27 protein-coding genes are annotated in these 26128 nt (G+C 70.2%); 14 read left to right on the top strand and 13 right to left on the bottom strand.

The features are described 5' to 3' along the window. Positions 1-5 precede the first annotated feature (5 nt). From catC to ACFVJS_RS02055, 4 genes are read right to left on the bottom strand one after another with little or no spacing between them, the layout of a single operon-like run. Positions 6-284, bottom strand: coding sequence for a muconolactone Delta-isomerase (catC, locus tag ACFVJS_RS02070; protein WP_378876968.1), 279 nt, complete (start codon positions 282-284; stop codon positions 6-8). Then, the gene (gene catA / locus ACFVJS_RS02065) at positions 284-1159 is read right to left on the bottom strand and encodes a catechol 1,2-dioxygenase (protein ID WP_378876966.1); all 876 of its coding nucleotides are present in this window, start codon (positions 1157-1159) and stop codon (positions 284-286) included. Before catA ends, catC begins: the two co-directional genes overlap by 1 nt. A gap of 38 nt (positions 1160-1197) precedes the next feature. Continuing rightward, complete coding sequence (locus ACFVJS_RS02060) at positions 1198-2301, bottom strand: mandelate racemase/muconate lactonizing enzyme family protein (RefSeq protein ID WP_378876964.1); 1104 nt, start codon at positions 2299-2301, stop codon at positions 1198-1200. Next, positions 2298-3209, bottom strand: coding sequence for a LysR substrate-binding domain-containing protein (locus tag ACFVJS_RS02055; protein WP_378876962.1), 912 nt, complete (start codon positions 3207-3209; stop codon positions 2298-2300). Before ACFVJS_RS02055 ends, ACFVJS_RS02060 begins: the two co-directional genes overlap by 4 nt. Positions 3210-3403: 194 nt before the next feature. Here ACFVJS_RS02055 and benA point away from each other — a divergent pair, with 194 nt between their 5' ends. From benA to ACFVJS_RS02020, 7 genes are all read left to right on the top strand, one after another. Continuing rightward, positions 3404-4807: a benzoate 1,2-dioxygenase large subunit gene (benA, locus tag ACFVJS_RS02050; protein ID WP_378876960.1), complete on the top strand. Its 1404-nt coding sequence runs from the start codon at positions 3404-3406 to the stop codon at positions 4805-4807. Between the two features lie 2 nt (positions 4808-4809). Beyond that, on the top strand, positions 4810-5340 hold the full coding sequence (gene benB, locus ACFVJS_RS02045; protein ID WP_378876958.1) for a benzoate 1,2-dioxygenase small subunit: 531 nt from the start codon (positions 4810-4812) through the stop codon (positions 5338-5340). Between the two features lie 8 nt (positions 5341-5348). Then, positions 5349-8048 carry a benzoate 1,2-dioxygenase electron transfer component BenC gene (gene benC / locus ACFVJS_RS02040; protein ID WP_378876956.1) on the top strand — a complete coding sequence of 900 codons (2700 nt, stop codon included), beginning with the start codon at positions 5349-5351 and terminating at the stop codon, positions 8046-8048. Between the two features lie 71 nt (positions 8049-8119). Next, the gene (locus ACFVJS_RS02035; protein WP_378876954.1) at positions 8120-9415 is read left to right on the top strand and encodes an MFS transporter; all 1296 of its coding nucleotides are present in this window, start codon (positions 8120-8122) and stop codon (positions 9413-9415) included. A 13-nt stretch (positions 9416-9428) separates the two neighbouring features. Continuing rightward, positions 9429-12101: a LuxR C-terminal-related transcriptional regulator gene (locus ACFVJS_RS02030; RefSeq protein ID WP_378876952.1), complete on the top strand. Its 2673-nt coding sequence runs from the start codon at positions 9429-9431 to the stop codon at positions 12099-12101. Further along, complete coding sequence (locus ACFVJS_RS02025) at positions 12098-13303, top strand: benzoate/H(+) symporter BenE family transporter (RefSeq protein ID WP_378876950.1); 1206 nt, start codon at positions 12098-12100, stop codon at positions 13301-13303. The genes ACFVJS_RS02030 and ACFVJS_RS02025 overlap by 4 nt, the downstream gene beginning before the upstream one ends. Beyond that, on the top strand, positions 13300-14031 hold the full coding sequence (locus ACFVJS_RS02020; RefSeq protein WP_378876948.1) for an alpha/beta hydrolase family protein: 732 nt from the start codon (positions 13300-13302) through the stop codon (positions 14029-14031). The genes ACFVJS_RS02025 and ACFVJS_RS02020 overlap by 4 nt, the downstream gene beginning before the upstream one ends. On the opposite strand, the gene chrA is transcribed toward ACFVJS_RS02020, so the two are convergent. Further along, positions 14018-15382 carry a chromate efflux transporter gene (gene chrA / locus ACFVJS_RS02015; protein ID WP_378876946.1) on the bottom strand — a complete coding sequence of 455 codons (1365 nt, stop codon included), beginning with the start codon at positions 15380-15382 and terminating at the stop codon, positions 14018-14020. The two genes, ACFVJS_RS02020 and chrA, sit on opposite strands and share 14 nt — an antisense overlap. Before the next feature lie 72 nt (positions 15383-15454). Between chrA and ACFVJS_RS02010 the strand changes: the two genes are divergently transcribed. Next, a complete protein-coding gene (locus tag ACFVJS_RS02010) occupies positions 15455-16126 on the top strand; it encodes an ArsR family transcriptional regulator (protein WP_378876944.1) in 672 nt (223 codons plus the stop codon). Positions 16127-16162: 36 nt separating this feature from the next. Further along, the gene (locus tag ACFVJS_RS02005; RefSeq protein WP_378876942.1) at positions 16163-16606 is read left to right on the top strand and encodes an arsenate reductase ArsC; all 444 of its coding nucleotides are present in this window, start codon (positions 16163-16165) and stop codon (positions 16604-16606) included. On the opposite strand, the gene ACFVJS_RS02000 is transcribed toward ACFVJS_RS02005, so the two are convergent. Further along, on the bottom strand, positions 16593-17918 hold the full coding sequence (locus tag ACFVJS_RS02000; RefSeq protein ID WP_378876940.1) for an NAD(P)-binding domain-containing protein: 1326 nt from the start codon (positions 17916-17918) through the stop codon (positions 16593-16595). The genes ACFVJS_RS02005 and ACFVJS_RS02000 overlap by 14 nt on opposite strands. A gap of 88 nt (positions 17919-18006) precedes the next feature. Between ACFVJS_RS02000 and ACFVJS_RS01995 the strand changes: the two genes are divergently transcribed. Then, a complete protein-coding gene (locus ACFVJS_RS01995; protein WP_378876938.1) occupies positions 18007-18396 on the top strand; it encodes an ArsR/SmtB family transcription factor in 390 nt (129 codons plus the stop codon). Here the strand turns inward: ACFVJS_RS01995 and ACFVJS_RS01990 are convergent. The 4 genes from ACFVJS_RS01990 to ACFVJS_RS01975 form a co-directional block, all read right to left on the bottom strand. Next, a complete protein-coding gene (locus tag ACFVJS_RS01990; protein ID WP_378876936.1) occupies positions 18355-18708 on the bottom strand; it encodes a hypothetical protein in 354 nt (117 codons plus the stop codon). The genes ACFVJS_RS01995 and ACFVJS_RS01990 overlap by 42 nt on opposite strands. A gap of 18 nt (positions 18709-18726) precedes the next feature. Next, entirely contained in the window at positions 18727-19170 is a 444-nt protein-coding gene (locus tag ACFVJS_RS01985; RefSeq protein ID WP_378876934.1) for a class I SAM-dependent methyltransferase, read from the bottom strand. 159 nt (positions 19171-19329) lie between these two features. After that, positions 19330-19632, bottom strand: coding sequence for a hypothetical protein (locus ACFVJS_RS01980; protein ID WP_378876932.1), 303 nt, complete (start codon positions 19630-19632; stop codon positions 19330-19332). Between the two features lie 95 nt (positions 19633-19727). Continuing rightward, the gene (locus ACFVJS_RS01975) at positions 19728-20312 is read right to left on the bottom strand and encodes a TetR/AcrR family transcriptional regulator (RefSeq protein ID WP_378876930.1); all 585 of its coding nucleotides are present in this window, start codon (positions 20310-20312) and stop codon (positions 19728-19730) included. Between the two features lie 51 nt (positions 20313-20363). Here ACFVJS_RS01975 and ACFVJS_RS01970 point away from each other — a divergent pair, with 51 nt between their 5' ends. Together ACFVJS_RS01970 and ACFVJS_RS01965 are read left to right on the top strand one after the other, a co-directional pair. After that, complete coding sequence (locus tag ACFVJS_RS01970) at positions 20364-21107, top strand: ABC transporter ATP-binding protein (RefSeq protein ID WP_378876928.1); 744 nt, start codon at positions 20364-20366, stop codon at positions 21105-21107. Beyond that, complete coding sequence (locus tag ACFVJS_RS01965; RefSeq protein WP_378876925.1) at positions 21104-21868, top strand: hypothetical protein; 765 nt, start codon at positions 21104-21106, stop codon at positions 21866-21868. The genes ACFVJS_RS01970 and ACFVJS_RS01965 overlap by 4 nt, the downstream gene beginning before the upstream one ends. 7 nt (positions 21869-21875) lie before the next feature. On the opposite strand, the gene ACFVJS_RS01960 is transcribed toward ACFVJS_RS01965, so the two are convergent. Beyond that, the gene (locus ACFVJS_RS01960; RefSeq protein ID WP_378876920.1) at positions 21876-22334 is read right to left on the bottom strand and encodes a MarR family winged helix-turn-helix transcriptional regulator; all 459 of its coding nucleotides are present in this window, start codon (positions 22332-22334) and stop codon (positions 21876-21878) included. Positions 22335-22389: 55 nt separating this feature from the next. Between ACFVJS_RS01960 and ACFVJS_RS01955 the strand changes: the two genes are divergently transcribed. Then, positions 22390-22725, top strand: a complete 336-nt coding sequence (locus ACFVJS_RS01955; protein ID WP_378876918.1) for a hypothetical protein — start codon at positions 22390-22392, stop codon at positions 22723-22725. Positions 22726-22775: 50 nt separating this feature from the next. Here the strand turns inward: ACFVJS_RS01955 and ACFVJS_RS01950 are convergent, their stop codons facing one another. Then, complete coding sequence (locus ACFVJS_RS01950) at positions 22776-24359, bottom strand: 4-hydroxyphenylacetate 3-hydroxylase family protein (protein WP_378876916.1); 1584 nt, start codon at positions 24357-24359, stop codon at positions 22776-22778. A gap of 33 nt (positions 24360-24392) precedes the next feature. Further along, positions 24393-24968: a flavin reductase family protein gene (locus ACFVJS_RS01945; RefSeq protein ID WP_378876914.1), complete on the bottom strand. Its 576-nt coding sequence runs from the start codon at positions 24966-24968 to the stop codon at positions 24393-24395. 201 nt (positions 24969-25169) lie between these two features. Here ACFVJS_RS01945 and ACFVJS_RS01940 point away from each other — a divergent pair, with 201 nt between their 5' ends. Beyond that, complete coding sequence (locus tag ACFVJS_RS01940) at positions 25170-26123, top strand: AraC family transcriptional regulator (RefSeq protein WP_378876912.1); 954 nt, start codon at positions 25170-25172, stop codon at positions 26121-26123. Positions 26124-26128: the final 5 nt, after the last annotated feature.

The raw sequence follows: 26128 nt of genomic DNA, 5'->3' as shown, positions 1-26128 counted from the left end.
TGCGATCAGTCCACCTTGGAGGGGTGCTTGGCGAGCGGGGTGACGTGCACGTCCATGTAGGGGAACAGCGGCAGGCCGGAGAGGATCTGGTGCAGCTCGTCGTGGGACTCGACGTCGAACACCGAGAAGTTCGCGTACTCCCCGGCGATCCGCCACAGGTGCAGCCACTTCCCGGCCCGCTGGAGCTCCTGTGCGTAGGCCTTCTCGCGGGCGATCGTGTCGTCGCGGACGTCCGGATCCAGATCGTGCGGGATCCGGACGTCCATGCGTACGTGGTAGAGCATCAGCCGCGGACCGGGTCGAGGACGAAGCCGTAGTCGACGCTGACGGAGCCGTCCTCGTTGGTGACCGGCGCCAGGACGAGCTCGGGCTTGACCGCCGAGGCGATGTCGTCGTCGTTGTGCTCGTCGCCGGGGAAGTAGAGCTGGGCGGTGAGGAGCTCGTGGCCCGGGGCCGACACCTTGACGTGCAGGTGGGCCGGACGCCAGGCGTGCCAGCCGGCGGCGGCGATGAGCTTGCCGCAGGAGCCGTCGGTCGGGATCTGGTAGGGCGCCGGCTGGATCGTGTGGATCTCGAAGGCGCCGTCGGCCCCGACCGTGAAGCTGCCGCGCAGGTTCCACTCCGGGATGCCCGGCGCGAACTGCGAGTAGAAGCCGTCGGCGTCCGCGTGCCAGAGCTCGACCTTGGCGCCGTCGAGCGGGGTGCCGTCGGTCGAGGTGATCGTGCCGGTCCAGGTCAGCGGGGTGCCGGCCTCGCCCTCGCGCATCGGGATGGTGCCCTTCGCACCCTGCTCCGGGGCGGCGGGGACGTAGTAGGGGCCCTCGATGGTGCCCTTGTTGCCCTCGCGGTGCTCGGTGGCGACCTTCTCGATCTCGTGCTCGACCCAGACGTCGAGGAAGAGCGGCCACTCGCCGTCCTTGCCGACCTGGATCAGCCACGCCTTGAGCGCGTTGTACTCGTCGTAGCTGACCTTCTCCTCCCGGATCGTCTCGTAGACGGCGTTGAGCACGCGCTTGGCGAGCCGGTCGACGCGCTCCGGCGGGGTGTCCTTGACGGCCTCGAAGGGCGACTTGTCGGCGGCGAACCGCTCGGTGGCGGAGGCGCCCGAGGCAGCGGCGGTGGCGGCCTCGGTGGGCTCGAGGGTCTGGTCGGTGGTCATGGGTGTGTCCTCTCGTGTTGCGGTGTGGGGTCTGGTGTTCAGTTGTCGGTGCGGTAGCGATCCAGCTTCTCCGGATCGATCTCGACCCCGAGGCCGGCACCAGGACGTACGGCGAGCTCGCCGTCACGGATCTCGAGCGGCTCGGTGAGCAGGTCATCGGCCATGTCGAGGAAGTTGGAGAGCTCACCGGCCCGGCGGGAGGTGAGCCGGTGGGCGGAGCCGAAGGCGATCGAGCAGGCGGTGCCGAGCTGGCCGTCGATCTGGTTGCCCATCACGACCTCCAGCCCGAGACCCTCGGCGAGATGTAGCACCTGCTGCGACCCGGTGAAGCCGGTGCGCGCGGTCTTGATGCTGATCGCGGTGGCCGAGCCGCCGAGCACCTCGCGGGTGACGTCGGCCGCGGTCGGCACCGACTCGTCGGCGATGAACGGCACGTCCACCTGACTGACCAGCCAGCGCCGCCCGAGCACGTCGTCGGCCGGGTTGAGCTCCTCGGCGAAGAGCAGGTCCAGGTCGGCCATCTGCTTCATCGCCCGGGCGGACTCGGCCGCGGTCCAGCCGCGGTTGCCGTCGACGTACAGCTCGATGTCGGCGCCGAAGCGCTCGCGCAGAGCCCGGACGACGGCGGTGTCGAGCTCGATGGGGGAGCGGCCGACCTTCACCTTGAACGTGCGGATCCCGTACGTGTCGAGCATCCGCTCCGCCTCGGCGACCATCGCCTCGGGCGAGTCGAAGCCGAGCATGTGCGAGACGCGCATCTGGTCGGTGAAAGCGCCGAGCAGGTCGACGACCCGCAGGTCCAGGGTCTTGCCGAGGGCGTCCCACATGGCCATGTCGACCGCGGCCTTGGCGGTCGGGTTGCCGACGGTGCGCTCCATCAGGGCACGGGCGGTCTCCCGCTCGAGCAGCGTGAGCCCGGCGAGCTGCGGGGCGAAGAGCTGGTCGATCACGGCGATGATCCCGGCCTGGGTCTCGCCGTAGGTGAACGGCCGCGGCGGCGCCTCGGCGATGCCGACGACACCGTCGTCGGTGTGGACCCGGACCAGCACGTGCTGGGCGGTGTGGACCTCGCCGGAGGCGAAGCGCAGCGGTTTGCGGTAGGGGATGGCGAAGGGGATCGCCTCGATCTTGGTGATCTTCATGACCGGGGAGCTTCCAGACGGGGTGCGGTGAACAGGTCGGCTGCCTCGAGGACCTCGATGACGGCGTCGACGACGGGGTTGTCGTCGTCGGTGCGGTAGGCGAGGGAGAGCTCGACGCTGCCGGCGTCGAGCAGGTCGCGGAAGACCACGCCCTCCAGCGGCAGGGCGCGGACCGAGGCCGGGACGACGGCCACGCCGAGGCCCGCGGCGACCAGCGCCAGCAGGACCGCGGTGCTCGGGGCCTCGTGCTCGCGGCGCGGGACGAACCCGGCCTCGCGGCAGCTGCGCAGGACGGCCTCGTTGACCGCGGAGTCGCGGGCGCTGTAGGCGATGAACGGCTCGGTGCGCACGTCGGCCAGCGCCACGACCGGCTCGACGGCCAGCCGATGGTCGACCGGGATCGCGAGGGCGAGCGGCTCGACCTCGAGGGTGCGCAAGGTCAGTCCCTCGCCGACCGCCGGCGGCCGCAGTACGCCGAGGTCGAGCGCTCCGCTCTGCAGCCGCTCGCACTGGGCCGGGGTGAGCAGGTCGGCGTGGATCTCCAGCGCCACCTCGGGCAGCTCGCGCTTGACCACCCGGGCGATGCCCGGCAGGTGCGAGAACGAGGCGGTGCCGGTCAGGCCCAGGCGGACCAGGCCGTGGCGGCCGGCTCCGATGCGGCGTACGCCTCGGACGCTGTCGTCGATGGCCGACAGGACCCGGGTGGCCTCGGCGCGCAGGAACTCGCCGGCGGGGGTGAGGGAGACCTGGCGGGTCGTGCGGGTGAACAGGGTGACGTCGAGCTCGGACTCGAGCTGGCGGATCGCCTGGGAGAGCGCCGGCTGGGCGATGTGCAGCTGCGCCGCGGCCTGGCCGAAGTGGCAGGTCTCGGCGACGGCGGCGAAGTACCGCAGGTGGCGTAGCTCCATGAAGCGCTCCTCACGAGGTGGTGATGGTCGCCACACTAGGTCTGCGATAGATAAACAACAAGGACGAAACTGACGCTCATTGATTGATTCGAATGATCAATGGATGCCGAGGTCGGAACTGGGCATTCGCCTGGTGTGACGGCCGCCACTCCCTTGCGAAGGTGTGGTGACCGTCACCCGTTGGAGGCATCACCATGACCGCACCGCTCACCGAGAGCCTGGGCCACATCGAGAACGTCCTGGCGGACGCCGTGGTCGAGGACCGCGAGGCCGGGATCTACCGCGCCAACCGCCGGATCTTCACCGATGAGGAGATCTTCGAGCTGGAGATGAAGCACATCTTCGAGGGCAACTGGATCTACCTCGCCCACGAGAGCCAGGTACCCGACCCCGGCGACTACTTCACCACCTACATCGGGCGACAGCCGGTCGTGATCACCCGCGACAAGGACGGCGAGCTGCACTGCATGATCAACGCCTGTGCCCATCGCGGGGCGATGCTGTGCCGGCGCAAGACCGACAACCGGATGACCCTGACCTGCCCGTTCCACGGCTGGACGTTCCGCAACGACGGCACCCTGCTCAAGGTCAAGGACCCCGACGACGCCGGCTACCCGGAGAGCTTCAACACCGAGGGCTCCCACAACCTCACCCACGTGGCCCGCTTCGACAGCTACCGCGGCTTCCTGTTCGGCTCGCTCAACGAGGACGTCCTCCCGCTCGACGAGCACCTCGGCGACACCGTCAAGGTCATCGACATGCTCGTCGACCAGTCGCCCGACGGGCTCGAGGTCCTGCGCGGTGCCTCGACCTACACCTACGACGGCAACTGGAAGGTCCAGGCAGAGAACGGCGCCGACGGCTACCACGTCACCGCCACCCACTGGAACTACGCGGCCACCACCTCGCGACGCAACACCGGCGAGTCGAAGAACACCACCAAGACCGTCGACGCCGGCAGCTGGGGCAAGGCGGGCGGTGGCTACTGGTCCTACCCGAACGGCCACCTGTGCCTGTGGACCTGGGCGGCCAACCCCGCCGACCGGCCGCTGTGGGACCAGATGGACACGCTCAAGGAGAAGTTCGGCGACGCCAAGGGCGAGTTCATGGTCAAGGGCTCCCGCAACCTGCTGCTCTACCCGAACGTGTATCTGATGGACCAGTTCTCGACCCAGGTCCGGCACTTCCGGCCGATCTCCGTCGAAAAGACCGAGGTCACCATCTACTGCATCGCCCCCAAGGGCGAGAGCCCGGAGTCGCGGGCCTGGCGGATCCGGCAGTACGAGGACTTCTTCAACGCCTCCGGCATGGCCACGCCCGACGACCTGGAGGAGTTCCGCTCCTGCTACGTGACGTACCAGGCCTCCGCGGCGCCGTGGAACGACATGAGCCGCGGCGCCGAGCACTGGCTCACCGGGCCCGACGAGGTCGCCGAGGCGCTGGAGATGCCGGGCGTGATCTCCGCCGGCGCGAAGAACGAGGACGAGGGCCTCTACCCGGTCATGCACGCGCAGTGGGCCGAGCAGATGCGTACGGCCATCGCGAACGAGGCGCAAGCCGGCGGGGAGCGCAGCGACCGACGCCAGAAGGGGAACTGACCATGACGCTCACACAGCAGAACGCTGCTCCGGCCGGGGCGAAGCTGATCACGCAGAACGCGATCGAGCAGTTCCTCTACCGCGAGGCGCGCTTCCTCGACGACCGCGAGTTCGAGAAGTGGCTCGAGTGCTACGCCGACGACGTCGTCTACTGGATGCCCTGCTGGGACGACGCCGACCTCCTCACCGAGGACCCGCAGACCGAGATGTCGCTCATCTACTACCCGAACAAGGGCGGTCTGGAGGACCGCGTCTTCCGGATCCGTACGGAGCGGTCCTCGGCCACCTCGCTGCCGGAGCCGCGTACGTCGCACAACATCAGCAACGTCGAGGTCATCGAGCGCCGCGGCGACGTGGTCGACGTGCGCTTCAACTGGCACACCATGTACTTCCGCTACAAGACCGTCGACCCCTACTACGGCACGTCGTTCTACACCATCGACTTCTCCGGCGAGCAGCCGCTGATCCGCCGCAAGACCGTGGTGCTGAAGAACGACTACATCCACCACGTCGTCGACATCTACCACGTCTGAGGCGCGCGATGACTGCAACAGAGACCGAGCCCACCACCGCGGTCGCGACCCACCAGGTCGCGTTGTCCTTCGAGGACGGGGTGACCCGGTTCATCACCGTGCGTGAGGACCAGACCGTGGCTGATGCGTCCTACCGGCAGCGGATCAACATCCCGCTGGACTGCCGCGACGGCGCCTGCGGGACGTGCAAGGCGCTGTGCGAGTCGGGGGAGTACGACGGTGGCACCTACATCGAGGACGCGCTGTCGGCGGCGGAGGCCGCCCAGGGGTACGCCCTGCCGTGCTCGATGAAGCCGCGTTCGGACCTCGCGCTGCAGATCGCCACCACCTCCGAGGTCGCCAAGACCGGGGCCGCGAGCTACACCGGAACCGTCGTCGGCCTGGACCGACTGAGCCCGACCACGGTCGAGCTCTCGCTCGACATCCCCAACCGCGGGGAGCTCGCGTTCCTGCCCGGCCAGTACGTCAACATCGCCGTCCCCGGCACCGACGTCACCCGGTCGTACTCCTTCGCGAACGCCCCGCACCATGAGCGGCTCGTCTTCCTGGTCAAGCTGACCGACGGCGGCGCGATGTCGACCTGGCTGACCGAGCGGGCCGCCGTCGGCGACGAGGTCACCTTCACCGGGCCGAACGGCTCCTTCTTCCTGCGCGAGGCGCGTCGGCCGGTGCTGATGCTGGCCGGCGGCACCGGACTGGCGCCGGTGCTCTCGATGCTGCGCCAGCTCGAGGTCGACGGCTGTGACCGTGGCGGCCGGCTGGTCTACGGCGTGAGCACCGACGACGACCTGGTCAAGCTCGACGAGGTCGGCGAGCTGATCTCGCGACTGCCCGGCTTCACCTGGGACCACTGCGTCTCCGACCCCGCCTCGACCGCCGCCAACAAGGGCTACGTGATGAGCCTGATCGGCGAGGAGGACCTCCACGACGGCGACGTCGCGATCTACCTGTGCGGCCCGCCACCGATGGTCGAGGCGGTGCGTACGCACGTCGCCGGTGCCGGCATCGAGCCCACCGGGTTCTACTACGAGAAGTTCGCCCTCGCCGTCCCCGCCGCTGCCGAGGCGTCGGCCGCGTCGGCCGAGGCGTCGGCAGCGTCGGCCGAGGCGTCACCCGTACGCGTCGAGCTGGAGACACACCCGGAGGCACGGGCGATCGCGGGGCAGCAGATGCTCCCGGCGGTCGACCTCGGCCCCGCCGGATCGGCTGCCCTGGCTCGGGACGACGGAGATGTCGTACGCCGCATCGCCGGTCAGCTGGTCGCGCCAGCCGCGCTCGACGGAGCTGTCGGCATGGTCGCCGAGGACGACGGCATGACCGTGACCGGTGACGCCCGCCGGATCGGCGGCCAGGAGGTGTTCCCGACCCGGGATGACCTCTCGACCGACGCGGGTGACGCTTCGGCCGACGCGGGCGACGTCTCGACGACCGCGGACGGCTACACGATCGGCGAGGAGCACCCGGACATCTCCGCGTCCGACGCGATCTTCGAGGCGCGTGCGGCGCTGGAGGTGGGGGCGCTGGATCTGACCATCGGGCGGCTCGACTCCCAGCAGCTGGCCGGCTACCGGCTGCTCGCCGAGTCGACCGTCCCGTACGTCGACGGCGACCGCTTCCTCGACGCCCACGGCTACACCGAGTCGAACGCGGCCTTCCACGACTACCTGTTCACCCTCACCGGCAACGGCCACCTGCTGGCGGCCTACCAGGCGCTCGGGGTCAAGGGCCGGATGGAGGACGTGCTGCGCAACGCCACCTGGTGCCACCCGCGGTGCACCCAGGACCACCTCGACATCGTCGAGGCGTTCGAGCGCGGCGACCGGACCGCCGCCCGCGACCTGATCAAGGCCCACAGCGAGCGTTCCCAGGAGACGATGCGGCGCGCGATGGCCGAGTCGGCCGCCGCGACCAGGCCACGGTTCATCACCCCGGGCCGGTTCGCCGGGCAGGTCGTGGTGGTCACCGGGGCGGCCCAGGGCATCGGCGCGCAGGTGGCTCGCCGGGTGGCGGCGGAGGGCGGAAAGGTCGTCCTCGCCGACCGCTCCCCGCTGGTCGCCGACGTCACCCACGAGCTCACCGGTCAGGGCGCCACGGCCAGCGCGGTGGAGTGCGACCTCGAGCACTACGAGGGTGCCGCGGCGCTGGTGGAGCAGGCTCTGGCGACGTACGGCCGGATCGACGTGCTCATCAACAACGTCGGCGGAGCGATCAACTTCAAGCCGTTCACCGAGTTCACGCCCGCGCAGATCGACGCCGAGATCACCCGGTCGCTGATGACCACGCTCTACGCCTGCCGTGCCGCTCTGCCGGGCATGGTCGAGCGCGGCCGCGGCGTGATCGTCAACGTCTCCTCGGCCGCGACCCGGGGCATCCACCGGATCCCGTACTCGGCCGCGAAGGGCGGGATCAACGCGATCACCGCCTCCCTCGCCCTGGAGTACGCCGGTGATGGCATCCGGGTCACCGCGACGGCCCCGGGAGGTACGGAGGCTCCGCCGCGCCGGATCTCCCGGGGCACTCCAACGCCCCGGACCGACACCGAGAAGGCGTGGTTCCAGGCCCACATCGACCAGACCCTCGAGACCTCACTGATGCACCGCTACGGCACGCTCGACGAGCAGGCCGCCGCGATCTGCTTCCTCGCCTCCGAGGAGGCCTCCTACATCACCGGCACGGTCCTTCCCGTCGCCGGCGGTGACCTCGGCTGAGCCACCAGGTTCCTCTCTCGGGGCCGTCCCTCCCTTCGCGAGTGCGCTCGCGTCACCCATGGAGATCACCCATGCCCGACAACACCGAAAACACCGATGAAATCGCCCGGGCCAAGAGCGGGCGCCAGCTCGCCTGGGTCGTCGTGCTCTCCGCGCTGGCCCTCATGTTCGACGGCTACGACCTCGTGGTCTACGGCACGGTGCTGCCGACGCTCATGGCCGACCCCTCCCAGATCGGCCAGCTCTCAGCGGGCCAGGCCGGCACGCTGGGCAGCTACGCCCTGGTCGGCGTGCTCGTCGGCGCGCTGAGCGCCGGTGCGGTCAGCGACCGGATCGGCCGCCGCAAGGTCGTGCTCGCCAGCATCACCTGGTTCTCGCTCGGGATGGCCGCGACCGCGTTCGCGCAGTCGATCGCCGTCTTCGGCATCCTGCGCTTCCTCACCGGCCTCGGTCTGGGCGCGATCCTGGCGACGGTCGGTGCCCTGGTCGCCGAGTTCGCGCCGCCGGAGCGGAAGAACCGGCTCAACGCGATCGTCTACAGCGGCATCCCCGCCGGTGGCGTGAGCGCCTCGCTGATGGCACTGATCATCGACCCGAGCGGCTCCAACTGGCGGATCCTGATGGCGATCGGCGCCGCCCCGCTGGTCCTGCTGCTCCCGTTCGCGGTCGCGAAGCTGCCCGAGTCACAGCTGTGGCTCGACTCCCGCGGCCGAGCCGCCGCGACCACCACCGCTCCGGACGCGGTCGGCTTCGGCGCCCTGGCTCGCCGGCCGCTGGCCTTCCCGACCCTGGTGCTCGGGCTGATGAGCTTCTCCGGTCTGCTGCTGACCTACGGCCTCAACACCTGGCTGCCCAAGATCATGGAGGACAACGGCTACGGCAAGGCGTACGCCCTGGCCTTCCTGCTGGTGCTCAACGGCGGCGCCATCCTCGGTGGCCTCCTCGCCTCGTACGTCGCCGACCGCACCGGGGCCAAGAAGGTGGTCTCGACGACCTTCGTGCTCGCCGGTCTGATGTTGTTGCTGCTGCCCCTCGGACTGCCGCTCGCCGTCCTGTTCCCGGCCGTCGCGATCGCCGGCGTCGGCACGATCGGCACCCAGGTGCTCATCTACGGGCTCGTCGCCAATTACTACCCGACCCGGGCGCGCGGTGCGGGCGTCGCCTGGTGTGCCGGGTTCGGCCGGCTCGGCGGCATCGTCGGACCGATCATCGGTGGGGCACTGGTCGCCGCGGGTGTCGGAGGCACGACCGCCTTCCAGATCTTCGCGGGTGTCGCGGTGCTCGGTGCGGTGGTCACCGTGGCGGTGCCGCGATCCCCGGAGGAGCCGGTCGTGGCCGTCACGCTCGAGGAAGGCCTGCCCGCGTGAGGAGGCCTAGGGTGTGACCGTGCTCATAGAAAGAGCTGGGTGTGTCGGTCGTGAGGACGAGCTCGTCGAGCTCACCTCGCGGCTGGCCCTCGCTCGCACCGAAGGCTCCGCCGCCGTCCTGGTCCTCGGGGACCCGGGGCTGGGGAAGACCGCGCTGCTGCGCGGGCTGGCCGACCGGGTCACGACGCCGCCGCTGAAGGCCCGCGCGGGTGCATGGGAGCAGGACTGCCCCGGCTCGGTGCTGCGCCAGCTGCTCGGTGAAGAGCCGCCGGACGACGCGGTCGCCGCGGCCGACGTCCTGTTCGCGCGAGCCCTGGCCGAGCGTGCAGAGGAGTCCGGTCTCGTCCTGGTCGACGACGCCGACCTCGCCGACACGCTCTCGCTGCAGGCGATCGCCTCCGCGCTGCGCCGCCACCACGACGCACCGGTGCTGGTGGTGCTGGCAGCCACCCGCAGCACCCCGTTCCTCGGCGAGATCGCCGCCGACACCGTACGCATCGAGGGGCTGGACGCGGCCGCGGTCGGCGAGCTCGCCGCCGTGCGCGGTCGGGTCCTGCACCCGGCGATGGCCGAGGTGCTCACCCGCCACACCGCCGGCAGCCCGCGCGACGCGGTCGCCCTGCTCGACGAGCTCCCGCCGAGCCGGTGGGCACGGCCGGACACCCAGCTGCCCGCCCCCGTCCACGTACGCGACGAGGTCCAGCTCGCTCTCGCCGGCTGCGGCGCCGACGGACGTGCGCTCGCCGAGGCCTTCGCGATCCTGGGTGAGGACGCGTCGCTGGGTCAGGCCGCCACCCTCGCCGGCCTCGACGACCCGCTGTCCGCGGTCGACGCCCTGGTCTCGGCCGGGCTGATCGAGACCACCCGCGACCACCGCCCCCGCTGGCGTACGCCGCTGGTCGGTGTCGCCGTGCGCGGCACGATGGGCGCTCGCCGGGCCGCCGACGCGCACCAGCGCGCGGCCGCGATCGTCGACGACGAGGTTCGGCGGGCCCGGCATCTCGTCGCCGCGACCCCGGTGCCCGACGCCGCGCTCGCCGACGAGGTCGCCCGGCTGGCGCAGCGGCGTGGCGACGAGGGCGCCTGGGCGCAGGCCGCGGCGCTCTACCGCGACGCCAGCCGGCTCACCGAGGACCCGGTGCGGCGCGACGACAGGCTGATCCGCTCCGTCGACGCGCTGGTCGCGGCGGGCGACGGCATGGGTGCCGCGGCGCTGGTGCCGGTCGTCGAGAGCCTGCGCGAGACGCCGCTGCGCGACGCCGTGCTCGCCTACCTGGCGATCCTGCGGGGCCGGGCCACCGAGGCCGAGGTGAGGCTCAAGCGCGCCTGGGACATCGTCAACCCCGACCGGGAGCCGGAGACCGCAGCGCTGATCGCCACCCGTCACGTGCTGCACTCGCTGGCCCTGTGCCGCGGCGAGGAGCTGGTCACCTGGGCCGACCGGGCGATCTCGCTCGCCGGCCGCGACTCGGCGGCCGGAGTCGAGGCCGCGGCGATCCGCGGGCTGGGGCTGGCGATGTCGGGCCGGTTCGAGGAGGCCCATGCCGCCTACGCCCTGGCCGCCCGCCGTGTCGGTCACAGCGCCCAGACTCAGCGGGTCACCATGGGTCGCGGCTGGTTGGGTGTCCTCACCGACGAGCCCGACGAGAGCCGCAGCCGACTGGAGGGGGTCACCGACCCGCGGATCCTGGGCGGCTCGACGCGGATCGCGATGTGGGCGCTGGCCTGGCTGGCGCGCGTGCAGTTCCTCACCGGTGAGGGCGACGCGGCGCTGCAGACGGTCGCCGCCGGGCGAGCGCTCGCGACGACGTCGGGCATCGCCCTGGTCACCCCGCTCCTGGAGTGGACCGCCACCGAGACCCACCTGTTGCGCGGCAGCTGGGAGGACGCTGCCCGCACCGCCCGCGCCGCCGAGATCGGCGCCCAGGGCTACGAGATCATGCGCGTCCCCGCGCTGCTCGCCCGCGCCCACATCGCCGAGGCGCGCAGCGACTTCCGTGCCGTGCTCCGCATCCTCGAGCCGCTCACCCAGGCCCCGGCCGGAAGCGCGCTGAGCGAGCCGGCGATCTGGCCCTGGGCCGAGACGTACGCCGCAGCGCTGGTCGCCGAGGGCCGCCTGGACGAGGCCGACGAGTTCCTGCGCCCGCACGAGACCCGCGCCCGCGAGGAGGAGCACCGCTCCGCCCAGGCCAGGCTCGCCGCCGCTCGTGGCCGCTGGCACGGCGCGCGCGGCGACCTCGCGGGGGTCCGCGACACCTTCGACCGTGCCCTCGAGCTGCTGGAGGGACTGCCGCTGCGCTACGAGCGCGCCCGGATCACCTTCGCCTACGGCCAGGCGCTCCGTCGTGCCGGCCGCCGTCGGGACGCCGAGGCGCTGCTGTCGTCGGCGCGCGATCTGTGGGACGGCCTCGGCGCGTCGATGTACGTCGACGCCGCCGAGCGCGAGCTGCGCGCCGGGGGAGTGCGGGCACCGCGCGGCCAGCGCGGCCCAGTCGACCTCACCCCGCAGGAGGAGACCGTCGCGGAGATGGTCGCCTCGGGCCTCTCCAACCGCGAGGTCGCCGCGCAGCTGTTCGTCTCACCCAAGACCGTGCAGTACCACCTGACCCGCATCTACGCGAAGCTCGGCGTCCGCAGCCGGACCGAGCTCGCCGCGATGGCGGCCGAGCCGACGGAGGAACCATGAGCACCGTCGTCCGCGAGCACCGCCCCGACCTCAGACGTGACCTGGGTTGCCACGAGCTGGTCAACGGCTTCATCGGGTTCCTGTTCTCCTGCACCGGCCCGGTCGCGGTCATCCTCGCCGTCGGCCAGGGCGCCGGACTCTCCGCCGCAATGGTCGCCTCCTGGGTGAGCGCGGTCTTCTGCCTCAACGGCGTCCTGACGATCATCGCCTCGCGCTGGAGCCGGCAGCCGCTGGTCTACTTCTGGACCATCCCCGGCACCGTGGTCGTCGGCCAGGCCATGGCCGCCGGCACCACCTGGCCGGAGGCGGTCGGCGGGTTCGTCATGGCCGCGTTGCTGCTGGTCGCGCTGGCCCTGACCCGGCAGGTCGACCGGGTGATGCACCTGCTGCCGATGCCGATCGTGATGGCGATGGTGGCCGGTGTCTTCCTCCGCTTCGGCACCGACCTGGTCCTCGCCGTCGACCGCGACCTGGCCATCGCCGGACCGATGGTCGCCGCCTTCGTTGCCGTCAGTGCGATCCCGCGGCTGGCCCGCTGGCTCCCCGCCGTGCTGGTGGCGCTGGCCGTCGGCGCGGTCGCGGTGAGTCTCGCCGACCGGCCCGCCGTCGAGGTCTCCGGGCGCTGGGTCATCGACCCGGTCTGGACCACGCCGATCTTCACCGGGTCGGCCTTCGTCGAGCTCACTATCCCCCTGCTGATCACCGTCCTGGTCGTCCAGAACGGCCAGGGCATGGCCGTCCTGCGCGCCGCCGGCCACGACCCGCGGATGAACCAGGTGACCGGCTGGTGCGGGGTGACCTCGCTGGTCGCAGCCCCGTTCGGCGGCGTGTCCACCTGCCTGGCCGGGCCCACCAACGCGCTGGTCACCGCCTCGGGGGAGCGGCGGCGGCACTATGCCGCGGCGGTCTGGTGCGGCGTACTCGCGATCGGGTTCGGGATGCTCGCCCCCGGGATGGTGCGGGTGATCACCACCATGCCCGAGGCGTACGTCGCCGCGCTCGGCGGCCTTGCCATGCTCAAGCCGCTCCAAGGCGCCTTCCAGACCGCCTTCAGCGGTCCTCACGTCACCGGCGCGCTGGTCACCTTCCTGGTGACCGTCGCCGACATCACCGTCTTCAACATCGGCTCCGCCTTCTGGGGGCTGGTGGTCGGTCTCGCGGTCAGCGTGCTGCTCGACCGCAACAGCGAGGAGAAACCATGACCACGACAGACACCACCTACCCCGACGCGACGATGCGCTACGGTGCCACCGCCCGCCAGGTCGCCGACGTCTTCGAGCCGGCCGAGGCGACCGACTCGCTCGTGCTGCTGCTCCACGGCGGGATGTGGCGCGACTCCGGCCGGATGCGCACCTGGTCGGCCGGGCGGGCGCTGGCCGAGGCGGGCCACCTGACCGCGACGGTCGAGTACCGGCACGGTCCCGGCCAGTGGCGCCAGGCTCTCGAGGACGTCGAGACGGCCATCGGGTCGATCCAGCTCAGCGGCCGGGAGTGGACCGTCCACAACGACGCACCCCGCCGGATCACTCTGGTCGGACACTCCTCCGGCGGCCAGCTCGCCCTCTGGGCCGCCTCGCGCCCGGACACCCTGGTCACCGGCGTCGTCGCCCTCGCCCCGGCCGCCGCGCTGATCGCGATGAGCGAGGACGGCCTCGGCGACGGTGCGGTCGAGGAGTTCCTCGGCGGCAGCCCGTCCGAGGCGCCCGAGGCGTACGCCGCCGCCGACCCGCTCGGCCTCGTTCCCCGGGCCCCGGTGCGGGTCCTCCACGGCACCGCCGACACCGTGATCCCGCTCGCGATCTCCGAGCGCTACGCCGCCGCACACCCCGGCATACGTCTCGAGGTGGTCGACGGCGCCGACCACGCCGCCTGGGGCGACCCGGCCTCGGCGGCCTGGCCGCACCTGCTCACCGCGGTCAGAGAGGTATGAGGATCGAGGCGAGTCCGAGCAGCGCGCAGACGCCGAGGGTGCGCAGCGTGGACCACTTGCGCCAGAACATGAGCGCGATCGCGACCGCCGTGATCGCGAACGCGATCGGGTCCCAGGAGGACAGCACCGGGAGGTCGAGGTCGACCGGGCCCCACGCCAGGGTGCGGGAGCGGTCGAAGAGCGTGTGCAGCGTGAAGAACAGCGCGAGGTTGGCGATCACGCCGACCACCGCCGCGGTGATCCCGGTCAGCGCCGCGGTGAGGCTCCGGTTGTTGCGGAGCCGCTCGACGTAGGGCGCGCCGAGGAAGATGAACAGGAAGCAGGGCACGAAGGTCACCCAGGTCACCAGCAGCGAGGCGATCACGGCGGCGACCCACGGGTCGAGCGAGCCGGGGTTGCGGTAGGCGCCCACGAAGGCGACGAACTGCACGACCATGATCAGCGGTCCGGGCGTGGTCTCGGCGAGCGCGAGACCACGGACCATCTCGCCGGCCTTCAACCAGCCGAAGACGTTGACGGCCTGGTGGGCGACGTAGGCGAGTACGGCATAGGCACCCCCGAAGGTGACGACGGCGGCGCCGGAGAAGAACAGGCCCATGTCCACGAAGACGCTCTCGCGGCTGAACACGATCGCCGCCAGCGCCACCGGAGCGAACCAGAGCACCAGTCCGAGGACGAGGATCTTCAGGCCGCGGACCTTCGAGGGCGCGTCGTGATGGAGGGCGTCGTCGCTGATCAGCGGTGCCGGGCCGTCGTCCGCGCCGCCGTGGCCCTTGCTCTGCACGAAGGCGGGGACCCGGGTGCCGACCAGCCAGCCGAGCAGGCCGGCGACGACGATCACGACCGGGAACGGCACCTTGAAGACGGTCAGTGCGAGGAACGAGGCGATGGCCATCGCCACCAGGATCGGATGGTGCAGGGCCCGTTTGCCGACGCGCTGCACGGCTTGGACGACGATCGCGATGACCGCTGGGGCGAGGCCGGCGAACAGACCGGTCACGACGGCGGTCGATCCGGCGCCGACGTAGAGCGCCGAGAGGGCGAGGAGGGCGACGACGCCGGGGAGCACGAACAGGACCCCGGCGATCAGCCCGCCGAGGGTGCCGTTGAGCAGCCAGCCGACGTAGATGGCCAGCTGCTGGGCCTCGGGGCCGGGCAGCAGCATGCAGTAGTTCAGCGCGTGCAGGAACCGCTGCTGGCCTATCCAGCGTTTCTCGTCCACCAGCTTGTGCTGCATGACCGCGATCTGGCCGGCGGGTCCGCCGAAGGTCTGCAGGGAGATCGAGAACCAAGCGCGGGTCGCCTCTCGCAACGGGATCACGTCGCGGATGCGGGTCTTCTCGGGTGTCATCGGGGTGTCCGTTCGGGTGGGCGGATGGACCGGGTCTTGACGTTTGCAGATTACTCAGTCAATATTGACTCAATGGAGGTTGAGAGACAGGCCGGGTTGGAACGTCGGGCCAAGATACATGCTGCGCTCGGCGATCCGGTGCGGCTGCGCATCGTCGAAAGCCTCCAGATCAGTGATGCCTCCCCCACAGAGCTCGCCGGGATGCTGTCGATCCCGTCGAACTTGTTTGCTCACCATGTTCAGGCTCTGGTGAGCGCAGGCGTCGTGTCCCGCCATCATTCCGAGGGTGACGGGAGACGCACGTACCTGCACCTCGAGCAGGACACGCTCGAGAGCCTGGGCACCGCGTCCCCCGTGGCGGTGCCCAGGCGTGTCCTGTTCGTCTGCACGGGCAACTCCGCGCGCTCGCACCTGGCCGCGGCGCTGTGGCGCCAGGTCAGCTCGATCCCGGCCGCCTCGGCCGGCACCCATCCCGCCGACCGCATCAATCCCGGGACCATCGACGCCGCCGCCCGCCACGACCTGGATCTCCCCATCGTCGAGCCGAGCCACCTCGACGACGTCCTCGACCCGGGTGACCTGGTCGTCACCGTCTGCGACCGTGCTCACGAGACCCCGAAGGTCCCCGGCGAGCTGCACTGGTCGATCCCCGACCCCGTCGACAAGGGCCCCGAGGCCTTCGACGCTGCGTACGTCGAGCTCGAGCACCGTGTCCGGTCGCTCGCCTCGCGCTTCGACTCCTGATTTCCCCCACAAGTCCCCGCGCAAGGAGAAACCCCCATGGAAGCAACCCCCACCGACGGCACCCCGGCCGTGCTTTTCCTCTGCATCGAGAACGCCGGCCGTTCCCAGATGGCGCTCGGCTTCTTCCAGCACTACGCCGGCGACCAGGCGGTCGGCTGGTCCGGCGGCTCAGCGCCGGCCGCTGCCATCAACCCGGTCGCCGTCGACGCCATGGCCGAGCTCGGGATCGACATCTCCGGTGAGTTCCCCAAGCCGTGGACCGACGAGGTCGTACGCAGCGCCGACGTCGTCGTCACCATGGGCTGCGGCGACTCCTGCCCGTTCTACCCCGGCAAGCGCTACGAGGACTGGAAGGTCACCGACCCGAAGGGCGGCGGCATCGAGCACGTACGCGGCATCCGCGACGAGATCGAGCAGCGGGTGCTCGGCCTCCTCGGTGAGCTCGGGGTCACCCCGGCTCGCTCCGTCACGAGAGAGTGATCGGCGACCGGCTGATCGTGAACAGCTCCTCGGTCGGGGCCGTCGGGCCGCAGCAGCCGCCACCGCTCGTGGTGGTGTCCGGGTCGTCGAAGACGCCGGCCCCGCCGCACACGCCGGTGTCGGGGAGCTCCAGCTCGACCCGGGCGGCCGCGTCGTGGTCGCCGGCGAGCTCGGCCACCACGCTGCGTACCTGCTCGTAGCCGGTCATCGCCAGGAACGTCGGGGCTCGCCCGTAGGACTTCATCCCGACCAGGTAGAGGTCGGGCTCGGGCTGGGCGAGGTCCTTGGCGCCGGTCGCGCTGACCGAGCCGCAGGAGTGGATGTTGGGGTCGATCTGGACCGCGATGTTGCGTGGCGCCTCCAGCGTCGGGTCGAGGTCGAGCCGCATCTCGCTCAGGAAGCTCAGGTCAGGGCGGTAGCCGGTCAGCACCACCACCTGGTCGGCCTCGATGGCCCGGCCGTCCTCGGCGGTGACCGTGGCGCCGTCGACCCGCTCGGTGCGGAACCCGGTCACCAGCTCGACGATGCCGTCCTGGACGGCCTTCTTCGCGCGTACGCCGAGGGCGCCCCGCTCCGGGAGCTCGTCGGCTTCGCCGCCGCCGAAGGTGTTCGTCGAGACCGCGCGGCGGATCGCCCAGGTGACCCGTGTCTCCGGGTGGTCCTTGGCGATCGCGGTGAGCTCGTTGACGGCGTTGAACGCGGAGTCACCCGCGCCGATCACGAGCGTGTGCTTGCCGGCGTAGGTCGCGGCGTCGGCCCGGTCGGGCACCGCGTAGGTGACCTTGCCGGCCGCGCGGGCGGCGCGCTCTCCGAGCGCGGGGAGGCCGTCGGCGCCGGCCGGGTTGGGCCGGCACCAGGTGCCGGAGGCGTCGATGACGGCACGCGCCTCGATGCGCTCCGCGATGCCGTCTGCGCTGGTCACGTGGAGCACGAAGGGCTGCTCGGCGCGTCCGGCGTCGACCAGCCGGTCACGGCCCTTCCTGGAGACGCCGGTGACGGTGGCGCCGTAGCGGACGTGGTCGCGCAGGGCGTCGGCGAGCGGGGCGAGGTAGTGCTCCCGCCACTGCGCTCCGGTCGGATATCCCTTCTCCGGCGCGGCCCAGCCGGTCGGCTCGAGGAGCCGGGCGGCGGCCTTGTCGACAAGCTCGGGCCAGGCCGAGAAGAGTCGCACGTGACCCCATTCGGCGACGGCCGCGGCCGGCTCGCGCCCCTGCTCGAGGACGAGCGGGGTGAGGCCGCGCTCGAGGAGATGGGCTGCGGCCGCGAGGCCCTGGGGTCCGGCGCCGATGACGGCGACAGGCAGGTCGGTCATGATGCTCCTCAGATTCAAGAACGTCGATATGTCGGTGACCCTAGGCGACGTATCGACGCTCGTCAATATCATTCGCTAGACTCCTGCCATGGCCGTTCTCCCTGTGCTTCCGTCTGCTGCTGTCGCGTGCTGCTCGCCGGTGACGGCGGGCGTGCTCGATGACGACCAGGCGGAGGTGTTGGCGCGGACGTTCAAGGCGCTCGGCGACCCCAACCGAGTCAAGCTGCTCTCGATCATCGCGGCCTCCGAGGGGCAGGAAGCCTGTGTCTGTGACCTCACCGAGCCGGTCGGACTGTCCCAGCCGACGGTCTCCCACCACATGAAGCTGCTGGTCGAGGCCGGGCTGGTCACACGTGAGCAGCGGGGCAGGTGGGCCTACTTCTCGATCGTCCCCGGCATCCTCGACTCGCTGGCCGGAGCCCTCGCTTGCCGTCCGTCAGCCCAGGGCGAACCGATTGAGTCGGTACGCCTTTCCTGAGCGCGTCCGCGACATCACGGGACTCATCAAGCGCAGCGTGAGTGGGAGCCTTCGGCGGACCGCATCCGGGGCCTGGCCGAGTGTGCGCGACTCCAGCAACCGGACTCCAGGCGCCCAGGATTCGATCACGGCGGGATCGTCGCAGCCCCAGTCGATACGTGCCTCGAGGTTCTTCAGCGGCGATCCCTCGTCACCCTGGTGCTCGAGGAACCAGTTGCCCCAGGTGTCCATCAGCAAGGTCGATCCGGGGAACCTGTCGGCGACACGGCCGACCACATCGCGCACGTCGCTGCCGGAGACATAGAGGAGCACGGCCTCGGAGACGAAGCATCATGGCTCGGGTAGTTCCTCGACGAGCGGGACCCAGTCGGGGTCGGTGATGGAGCCGGCGTGCATCGTGCGTCGCTCGGTGTCCTCGAAGAACCGGCGCCGGAGCTCCATCGCATCGGGAAGGTCGATCTCCAGCCACCGTGCGGTGCCGTTGTCGAGTCTCTCGTAGCGGGTGTTGAGTCCGGCTCCGATCTCGATCACGCTGCCGCCCGGATGCTCCCGAAGGAACTCGCTGACCCAGTGGTCGAAGATCGCGCCACGCAGCACGGAGCCGACCAGCGAGTCTTTCTTGAACTTCGCGAAGTCGTAGTCGATGGACTCGACCAGCTCCACGGCGCGCTCGTCGTGCATCCATGGCCGTCGCTGGCGCATCTCCATCGCCCGCCCGTAGAGCGGGATCAGCAGAGTCTCTTGGGCGGCGCCGAGCTCGACCCGCGACTTCATCGCGCATCCTCGCGGACCTGGTCGACGACGACATTGCTCATGGAAGCCCCTCGTGGCGGTTGAGAACGCTTCTCACCATCCCACAATCAGCCTCAAATGAGAACCATTACTATTAAGTTCGATGCGCCGGCCTGGCTCGGGCGCGGGCCTTGGGAGCTGTCAGTGCTCGTCGTAGTGGTCGCCGTGGGCGGCGTGGCGGTGCTCGCCATGCATGTAGTCGACGTGGTCGCCGTGCTCGACCGTCTCGTGGCCGCAGTCGGGGCCGTGGGTGTGCTCATGGGTCTCGGCGGTCACGTGAGCGTCGACCTCGTGCTCGTCGTAGTGTCCGTCGTGCTCGTGGTGTGCGTGGCCGTCATGCAGGTAGTCGACGTGGCCCTCGTGCTCGACCGCGACGTGACCGCAGTCGGTCGCGTGCTGATGGCCGTGAGCGTCGTGAACCTCGTGTTCCTGTGTTGCCGACATCGTCATCCCCCTTGAGTCCGGATCTTCCTGCCTTCAGGCATACGCCTGATGGATCTGCGGCGCAACCATTGCCGGGGCCGATGTCTCTTCGGGGGTCAGGTGAGGCTTGGGGGCTGCGCTGCCGCCTGGCTGATCCCGTGGATCGCGGCACGGATCCGAACGGCTGCCGTGTCCGGGTCGGGCTGCCCGCTGTCCAGCCAGGCGATGACGGCGTCGGTCGTCATGGTCGGGATCAGCTGTGAGGCCCAGTCCAGCCAGGGCCCTGCGGGGATCTGCTTGGCGAGGTTGGACCGGGCCACTGCGACCGCGGAGGCCGAGAGGCTGTCGGTCAGGTCCTGGAACTCGCGCTCGCGAGTGGCGAAGCGGAAGAGCAGTCGAAATGCGTCCGGGTCCTCGGCAGCAGCCCTGAGCAGTGCCGGAATCGCGTCGTCCTCGAAGTCGTCGGTGCCCACTTGCTCGGCGAGGCGCGCGCAGGCTTGGTCCAGGATCGTTCGATAGAGCTCGGCTTTGGAGTCGAAGTGCCGATAGAGCACGACACGCGTGATGCCGGCTTCGTCGGCGATCTCGTCCAGGCCGGTGTCGGCGAATCCGTGCCTGGCGAACGCGCGGGTCGCGGCCGCCAGGATCTGCGCTCGTCGTTCCGCGCGCGGCAACCGGGTCTTGGCTGCGGGCTGGGGCATGCGGCACTTCCTCTCTTGTATATCCTGGAGTTTACATCTACCGTTGTATACATGCGAGTAAACTTAAGTTCTGCGGTCGACGCGCGGGTCGAGGTCAGCGGACTGACCAAGCAGTACGGGGGGATCGCGGTCGTCGATGACGTGAGCTTCACCGTCGAGCCCGGATCGGTGACGGGCTTCCTGGGCCCCAACGGCGCCGGCAAGACCACCACGCTGCGGATGATCCTGGGTCTGGTTCGCCCCGATCGCGGCCGAGCAACCGTCGGCGGGGTCGAGTACGCCGACCTGGTCGCTCCCCTCGAAGTCGTCGGTGTGGCTCTCGAGTCGACCGGATTCCATCCGGGGCGTACTGGCCTCGACCATCTCCGGATCTACGCCGCGGCGGGATCCCTGCCCTCCTCGCGGGCTGCTGTCGTATTGGACCTGGTCGGACTTGCCGATGCCGGCCGCCGGAAGGTCGGCGGCTACTCGCTCGGCATGCGGCAGCGTCTCGCTCTCGCCACGGCGCTCCTCGGCGACCCCGACGTACTGATCCTCGACGAGCCGGCCAACGGCCTCGATCCGGAAGGCATCGTCTGGTTGCGTCAGTTCCTCAAGGAGTACGCCGACGCCGGGCGGAGCGTGCTCGTCTCTAGCCACGTCCTGACCGAGATGCAGCAGCTCGTCGACCGCGTCGTGATCCTGCATCGCGGCCGGCTGATCCGACAGGCGACGCTCGCCGAGCTCTCCGGCGATCACGGTGACCTCGAGACCGCCTTCTTCGAACTCACCACCAACCGGGAGGCTCAGGCATGAGGTCGCTCATCATCTCCGAGATCCGCAAGCTGTTCTCCACCAGGCTCTGGCTCTGGTTGCTCCTGGCCTCGATGGCGCTGACGGCCCTCTACGCGGCGCTGCTGATCGGGTTCAGCGACGACCCCGACACCATGACGTTGCCGCTGAACAGTGCTGCCGGCCAGCAGACCCTCTTTGCGGTTGCTTCGGGCGGCGCGAACACACTCGTCGCTGTCCTGGCGGCGATCGGGGTCACCGGAGAGTTCCGCCACCGCACCGCGACCGCGACCTTCCTCGCGACGCCTCGCCGCTGGAGGGTGGTCGCCGCCAAGCTGGCGATCTACGCCGCGGTCGGGGCCGGATATGCAGTCGTCTGCCTCCTGGTCGTCGCCGTGGTCGCCTGGCCCTGGCTCGGCACCAAGGGCATCGACATGGACCCTCTCGGCAACGGACTCCCCGGCACGTACGCAGGCGTCCTCGCCGACGTGACGATCTTCGCTGTGCTGGGCGTCGGTCTGGGAGCGTTGGTGCGCAACCAGGTCGCCACCGTGGTCGGCCTGCTCGTCTACCGATTCGTGGCCGAGCCCATCGTCACCGCGGTGCCGGCGCTTTCCGACTGGACCGCCTATCTCCCTGGATCCGCATCCGCGGCGCTCACCCAGGTCTCGCTCAGCACTCAGGACTACCTCGATCCATGGCTGGGTGGCTTCGTGCTCGCGGGGTACGGGCTGTTTCTCGCCGTCGTCGGCGCGCGCGTCTCCATGGGGCGAGACGTCGCCTGACCCGGGTTCATCGGGTCGCTGCGGTGATGACTTCCAGCAGTCGGCGGTGGAGCTCCATGAGCTCCTCGACGCTCATGTCGAGGCGCTCGACGATCGCAGGCGGGATCTTCTCTGCGTCGTCGCGCAGCGCGCGCCCGCGCTCGGTCAGCACCACGGCGAGCGAGCGCTCGTCGTGCTTGTTGCGCTCGCGCCGGATGTAGTCCTGGGCCTCGAGGCGCTTGAGCAGAGGGGAGAGGGTGCCGGGGTCGAGCTGGACCTTCCGGCCCAGCTCGGAGACGCGCAGTGGCTCCTCCTCCCAAAGGGCCAGCATGACCAGATACTGCGGGTGGGTCAGGCCCATGGGCTCCAGGAGCGGGCGGTAGAGGGCGATGACGCTGCGCGCGGCGACGGCGAGGCCGAAGCAGACCTGTTGATCGAGCGCCAGCGGGTTCTCGATCTCCGTGAGAGGATGCTTCTTCGTCGGCATGTAGTTAGCGTACCAATAATTTGTGCACAAACAATTGGTCTGCAAGTATGGGACCGTGAACGAGCAACCGCGACGACCGCGCCACCTGATGGACCCGGACAACCCGATCCGGCCGGTCAACGACAAGTCGCTCACCCACGTGAAGCAGTGGGTCGCGTCCGTCCTCGTCGTGTTCACCGTCGCCCACCTGGTGGTCGGGCTGGTCATCGGCGCCGTGGCGATCGACCCGGTCTACCAGAGCTCGCGCATCGGGCTGTGCGTCATCGCGGCGGCCTTCGGGGTGCTGGGTCTCGGCGGTGGATTCCTGATCCACCGGCGCAGCCCGTTCACGCCGTGGCTGATCCTCGGGATCCTGCCCTCCGTCGTGGGCCTCTGGTTGATCCTGCGCTGACAGGGCGGCGCCCCGGACCGAGGCACCGCCCTGTCAGCTGAGGCGGTAGGTCAGAACAGGTCCGGCACGGTCCAGCCGTCGAGGTCGTACTCGGCCAAGAACTCGTCGGCGAAGCCCTTCATCGCGTCCGCCCCGCCGCGGTTCTGGGCGGCGAAGAGGAGCTCGGCCTTCACGTTCTCGTGGTTGCCCGAGTAGTTGCGCTCGTAGAGCTCGTGACGGCCGCCGAACTCGGAGCCGATCGAGTCCCACAGCGCCTTCATGACCTTCACCCGGTCGACGGCGGTGATGCCGTTGGAGCCACGGACGTACTTGTCCAGGTACGGCCGCACCTCGGGGCTCTTGAAGTCGGCGGCGCCGGAGGGCAGGTAGATCAGCCCGGAGGCGACGTCCTGCTCGATGATCTCCTTGACCCGCGGATAGCCGTGGATCATGAACATCCGGTACGTCAGGCCGTACTCCAGCTTCGGGATGACCGCGTCGCCGATCCACGGCTCGGGGTCACGGGCCATCGACTCGGTCAGGGACCAGAACAGGTTGCGCCAGCCGATGACCTCGCCGACCCGCGTCTGTACGCCGCGGAAGCCGCCCGAGCCGGTGGCGTCGAGCGCCTTCATCAGCAGGCCGGCGATGAAGTCGAGCTTGACCGCCAGACGGGTGCAGCCCTGGAAGGTGAACCGGGGCAGGAATCCCGACTGCGGGAAGAAGGCGTTGATCCGGTCGACGTCGCCGTACATGAAGACGTTCTCCCAGGGCACAAGTACCTTGTCGAAGATGAAGATGGTGTCGTTCTCGTCCATCCGGCTCGACAGCGGGTAGTCGAACGGCTCGCCGTTCCGGGCCGCCTGCTCGGTGTAGGACGAGCGGCAGATCAGCTTGATGCCGGGGGCGTCCATCGGGACGGTGCAGATCAGTGCGAACTGCTTCTTGCGGATCGGCAGGCCGTAGTGGGCGATGAAGTTGTAGTTGGTGATCGCCGAGCCCGTCGCGACGACCTTGGCACCGGAGACGATCAGGCCGGCGTCGGTCTCCTTCTCGACCTTCATGTAGACGTCGCCGACCTCGTCCGGCGGCAGCTGGCGGTCGACCGGCGGGTTGATGATCGCGTGGTTCCAGTAGAGGACCTTCTCCTGGGACTCGCGATACCAGCGCTCGGCGTTGTCCTGGAACGGGGCGTACAGCTCCTTGTTGGCGTGCAGGGTGCCGAGGAAGCTGGCCTTGTAGTCGGGGGAGCGGCCCATCCAGCCGTACGTCATCTTCGCCCAGCGCGCGATCGCGTCGCGCTCCTTGAGCAGGTCGGCCGAGGACGTCGGGGTCTTGAAGAACGGCATCGTGACACCGCCGTTGCCGGTGTCGGTCGGCACGGTGAGCTCGTCGACGTGCGGGCCTGAGTGCAGGGCGTCGTAGAGGCGCGCGGTCATCCGCACCGGGTTGCGGAAGGCCGGGTGGGTGGTGACGTCCTCGACCCGCTCGCCGTGCAGGTAGATCTCGCGGCCGTCGCGCAGGCTCTCGATGTACTCGTCGCCGGTCATCGGCCGGGAGGCGAAGTTGGTCTGCTTGTTGGCGGGCGACTCGGCGGCCGGGTTGACGGTCGGCGGGCCGTCGGTCTGGGACTCGGGGGCGAGGGTGTCGGTCATGGTGTCTCTCCTTGGTCTGGTTGGTGGTTGGCGTCAGTAGTGGGTGGATCGCGGGATCGCGGGAGTCTCGACGGCGGTGAACGACGTGGTCGCGTCGAACCAGCCGGTGTGCGGGTCGTCCTGGCAGCCGAGCCAGACGACCTCCGAGGACGGGTTGCCGATGTGGTGGAAGGCGCTGTCGTGGAAGAGCAGCGGCTTGCGGTCGGTGGTGATCACCTCGACGACCTCACCGAGGAACAACAGATGGTCGCCGCCGTCGTCGGTACGCCACGGGCGGCACACCAGCGTCGCGGCGGTCCCGCCGAGCCGCGGTGCCGTCGCGCCTTCACGCCAGGGGAGCGGGTCGCCGCACGGGCGTCCGGCGAAGTGCATGGCGATGTCGCTCTGGTCGGCCGCGAGCACGTTGACGGCGAACGAGGCGCCGTCGAGATAGGCGGCCGCCTTGGACGTACGTGTCAGGGCGACCTGCACCAGCGGCGGGTCGAGCGAGATCGGCGTGAAGGCCGTGACCGTGGCGCCGTGGTGGGCGCCGTCGGGGGTGCGGCAGGTGATCACGGTGACGCCGGTCGCGAAGCGGCCGAAGGTCGACCGCAGGGTGCGTGGGTCCATGGAGCTCCTCCTTCGTCGGGCCGCAGGATGTGTGGCGGCGGTCACGTCGGAGGACGACGGTAGGTCCGGATCGCGAGGGCGGCGATCCGCTGGGCGAAGGGGTTGTCCGGATTGCGCACCCGGTTTGTGGACGGTTTCCGGAGGCTCTCGGCTGGAGGCCGATGCGCTGTTAATGTGAAGGACGTCACTAGGGGGTGGCAGATGAGCGTGACCGGCACTCTCACCGTTTCGTCGGGGTCGTCCGGATCGTCCGGCGACATGGAGACCTTCTCCGACGAGGTCTCCCAGGCCTACTTCCCGCATGCCCTGTCCATGCGTGGCCGGCCCACCCGCCCCGCCGAGCTACGTGCGGTCGACCTCGGTCCCGTCCGGCTGACCCGGATCGGCTGGGGTGCGGAGGTGTCGGTCGAGTCCGACCACCCGGGGGCCTGGGCGGTCAACGTCCCGCGCAGCGGTGTCCTCGAGGCCAACGTCGGCGGCGCCCACGTGCTCTCCCTCGATGGTCAGGCGACCGTGTGCCCTCCCGACCGGCCGACCAAGATGACCCGCTGGTCGGCCGACTGCTCGATCGTCGGCATGCGGGTCGACCGCGACTACCTGGTCGACGAGGTCGCCGCCCTGGTCGGCCTGCACACCGACCGGCTGCCCGCCCAGCTCGATCTGCGCGCCGACGGCGCCCGTGCCTGGATCGGCCTGCTGGGCTCCCTCGGCACCGAGGCGATGCGCAACCCGGCGCTGGTGGGCGACGAACGCGTACGCCGCCGGCTGGCCGGGACGCTCACCGCGGCCTTCGTCGCCGCCTGCTTCCCCGAGGAGCCCGCCGTCGGCTCCGTTCAGCCGCGCATCGTCTCCCGGGTCGTGGAGGCCATGGAGGCCGACCCGGCCAGGGAGTGGACCGTCTCGGACCTGGCCCGCGAGGCCGACGTCGGCATCCGCCGCCTCCAGCAGGGCTTCCAGCGCTACCTCGGCCGCACCCCGACCCAGAAGCTGCAGGAGATCCGCCTCGAGCGCGTCCACGCCGATCTCATCGCCAGCCACGGCGACACCGTCGCCGAGGTCGCCTACCGCTGGGGCTTCACCCACCTCGGCCGCTTTGCCGCCGCCTACCGCCAGGCCTACGGCGTCGCCCCCTCACAGACCCTGCGCTGCCGCTGACCCGA

The sequence above is a fragment of the Nocardioides sp. NPDC057772 genome (assembly GCF_042798075.1).
Taxonomy (GTDB): Bacteria; Actinomycetota; Actinomycetes; order Propionibacteriales; family Nocardioidaceae; genus Nocardioides.
Note: the sequence above shows the minus strand (reverse complement) of the source record. Positions and strands in the feature narration are given on the sequence as shown.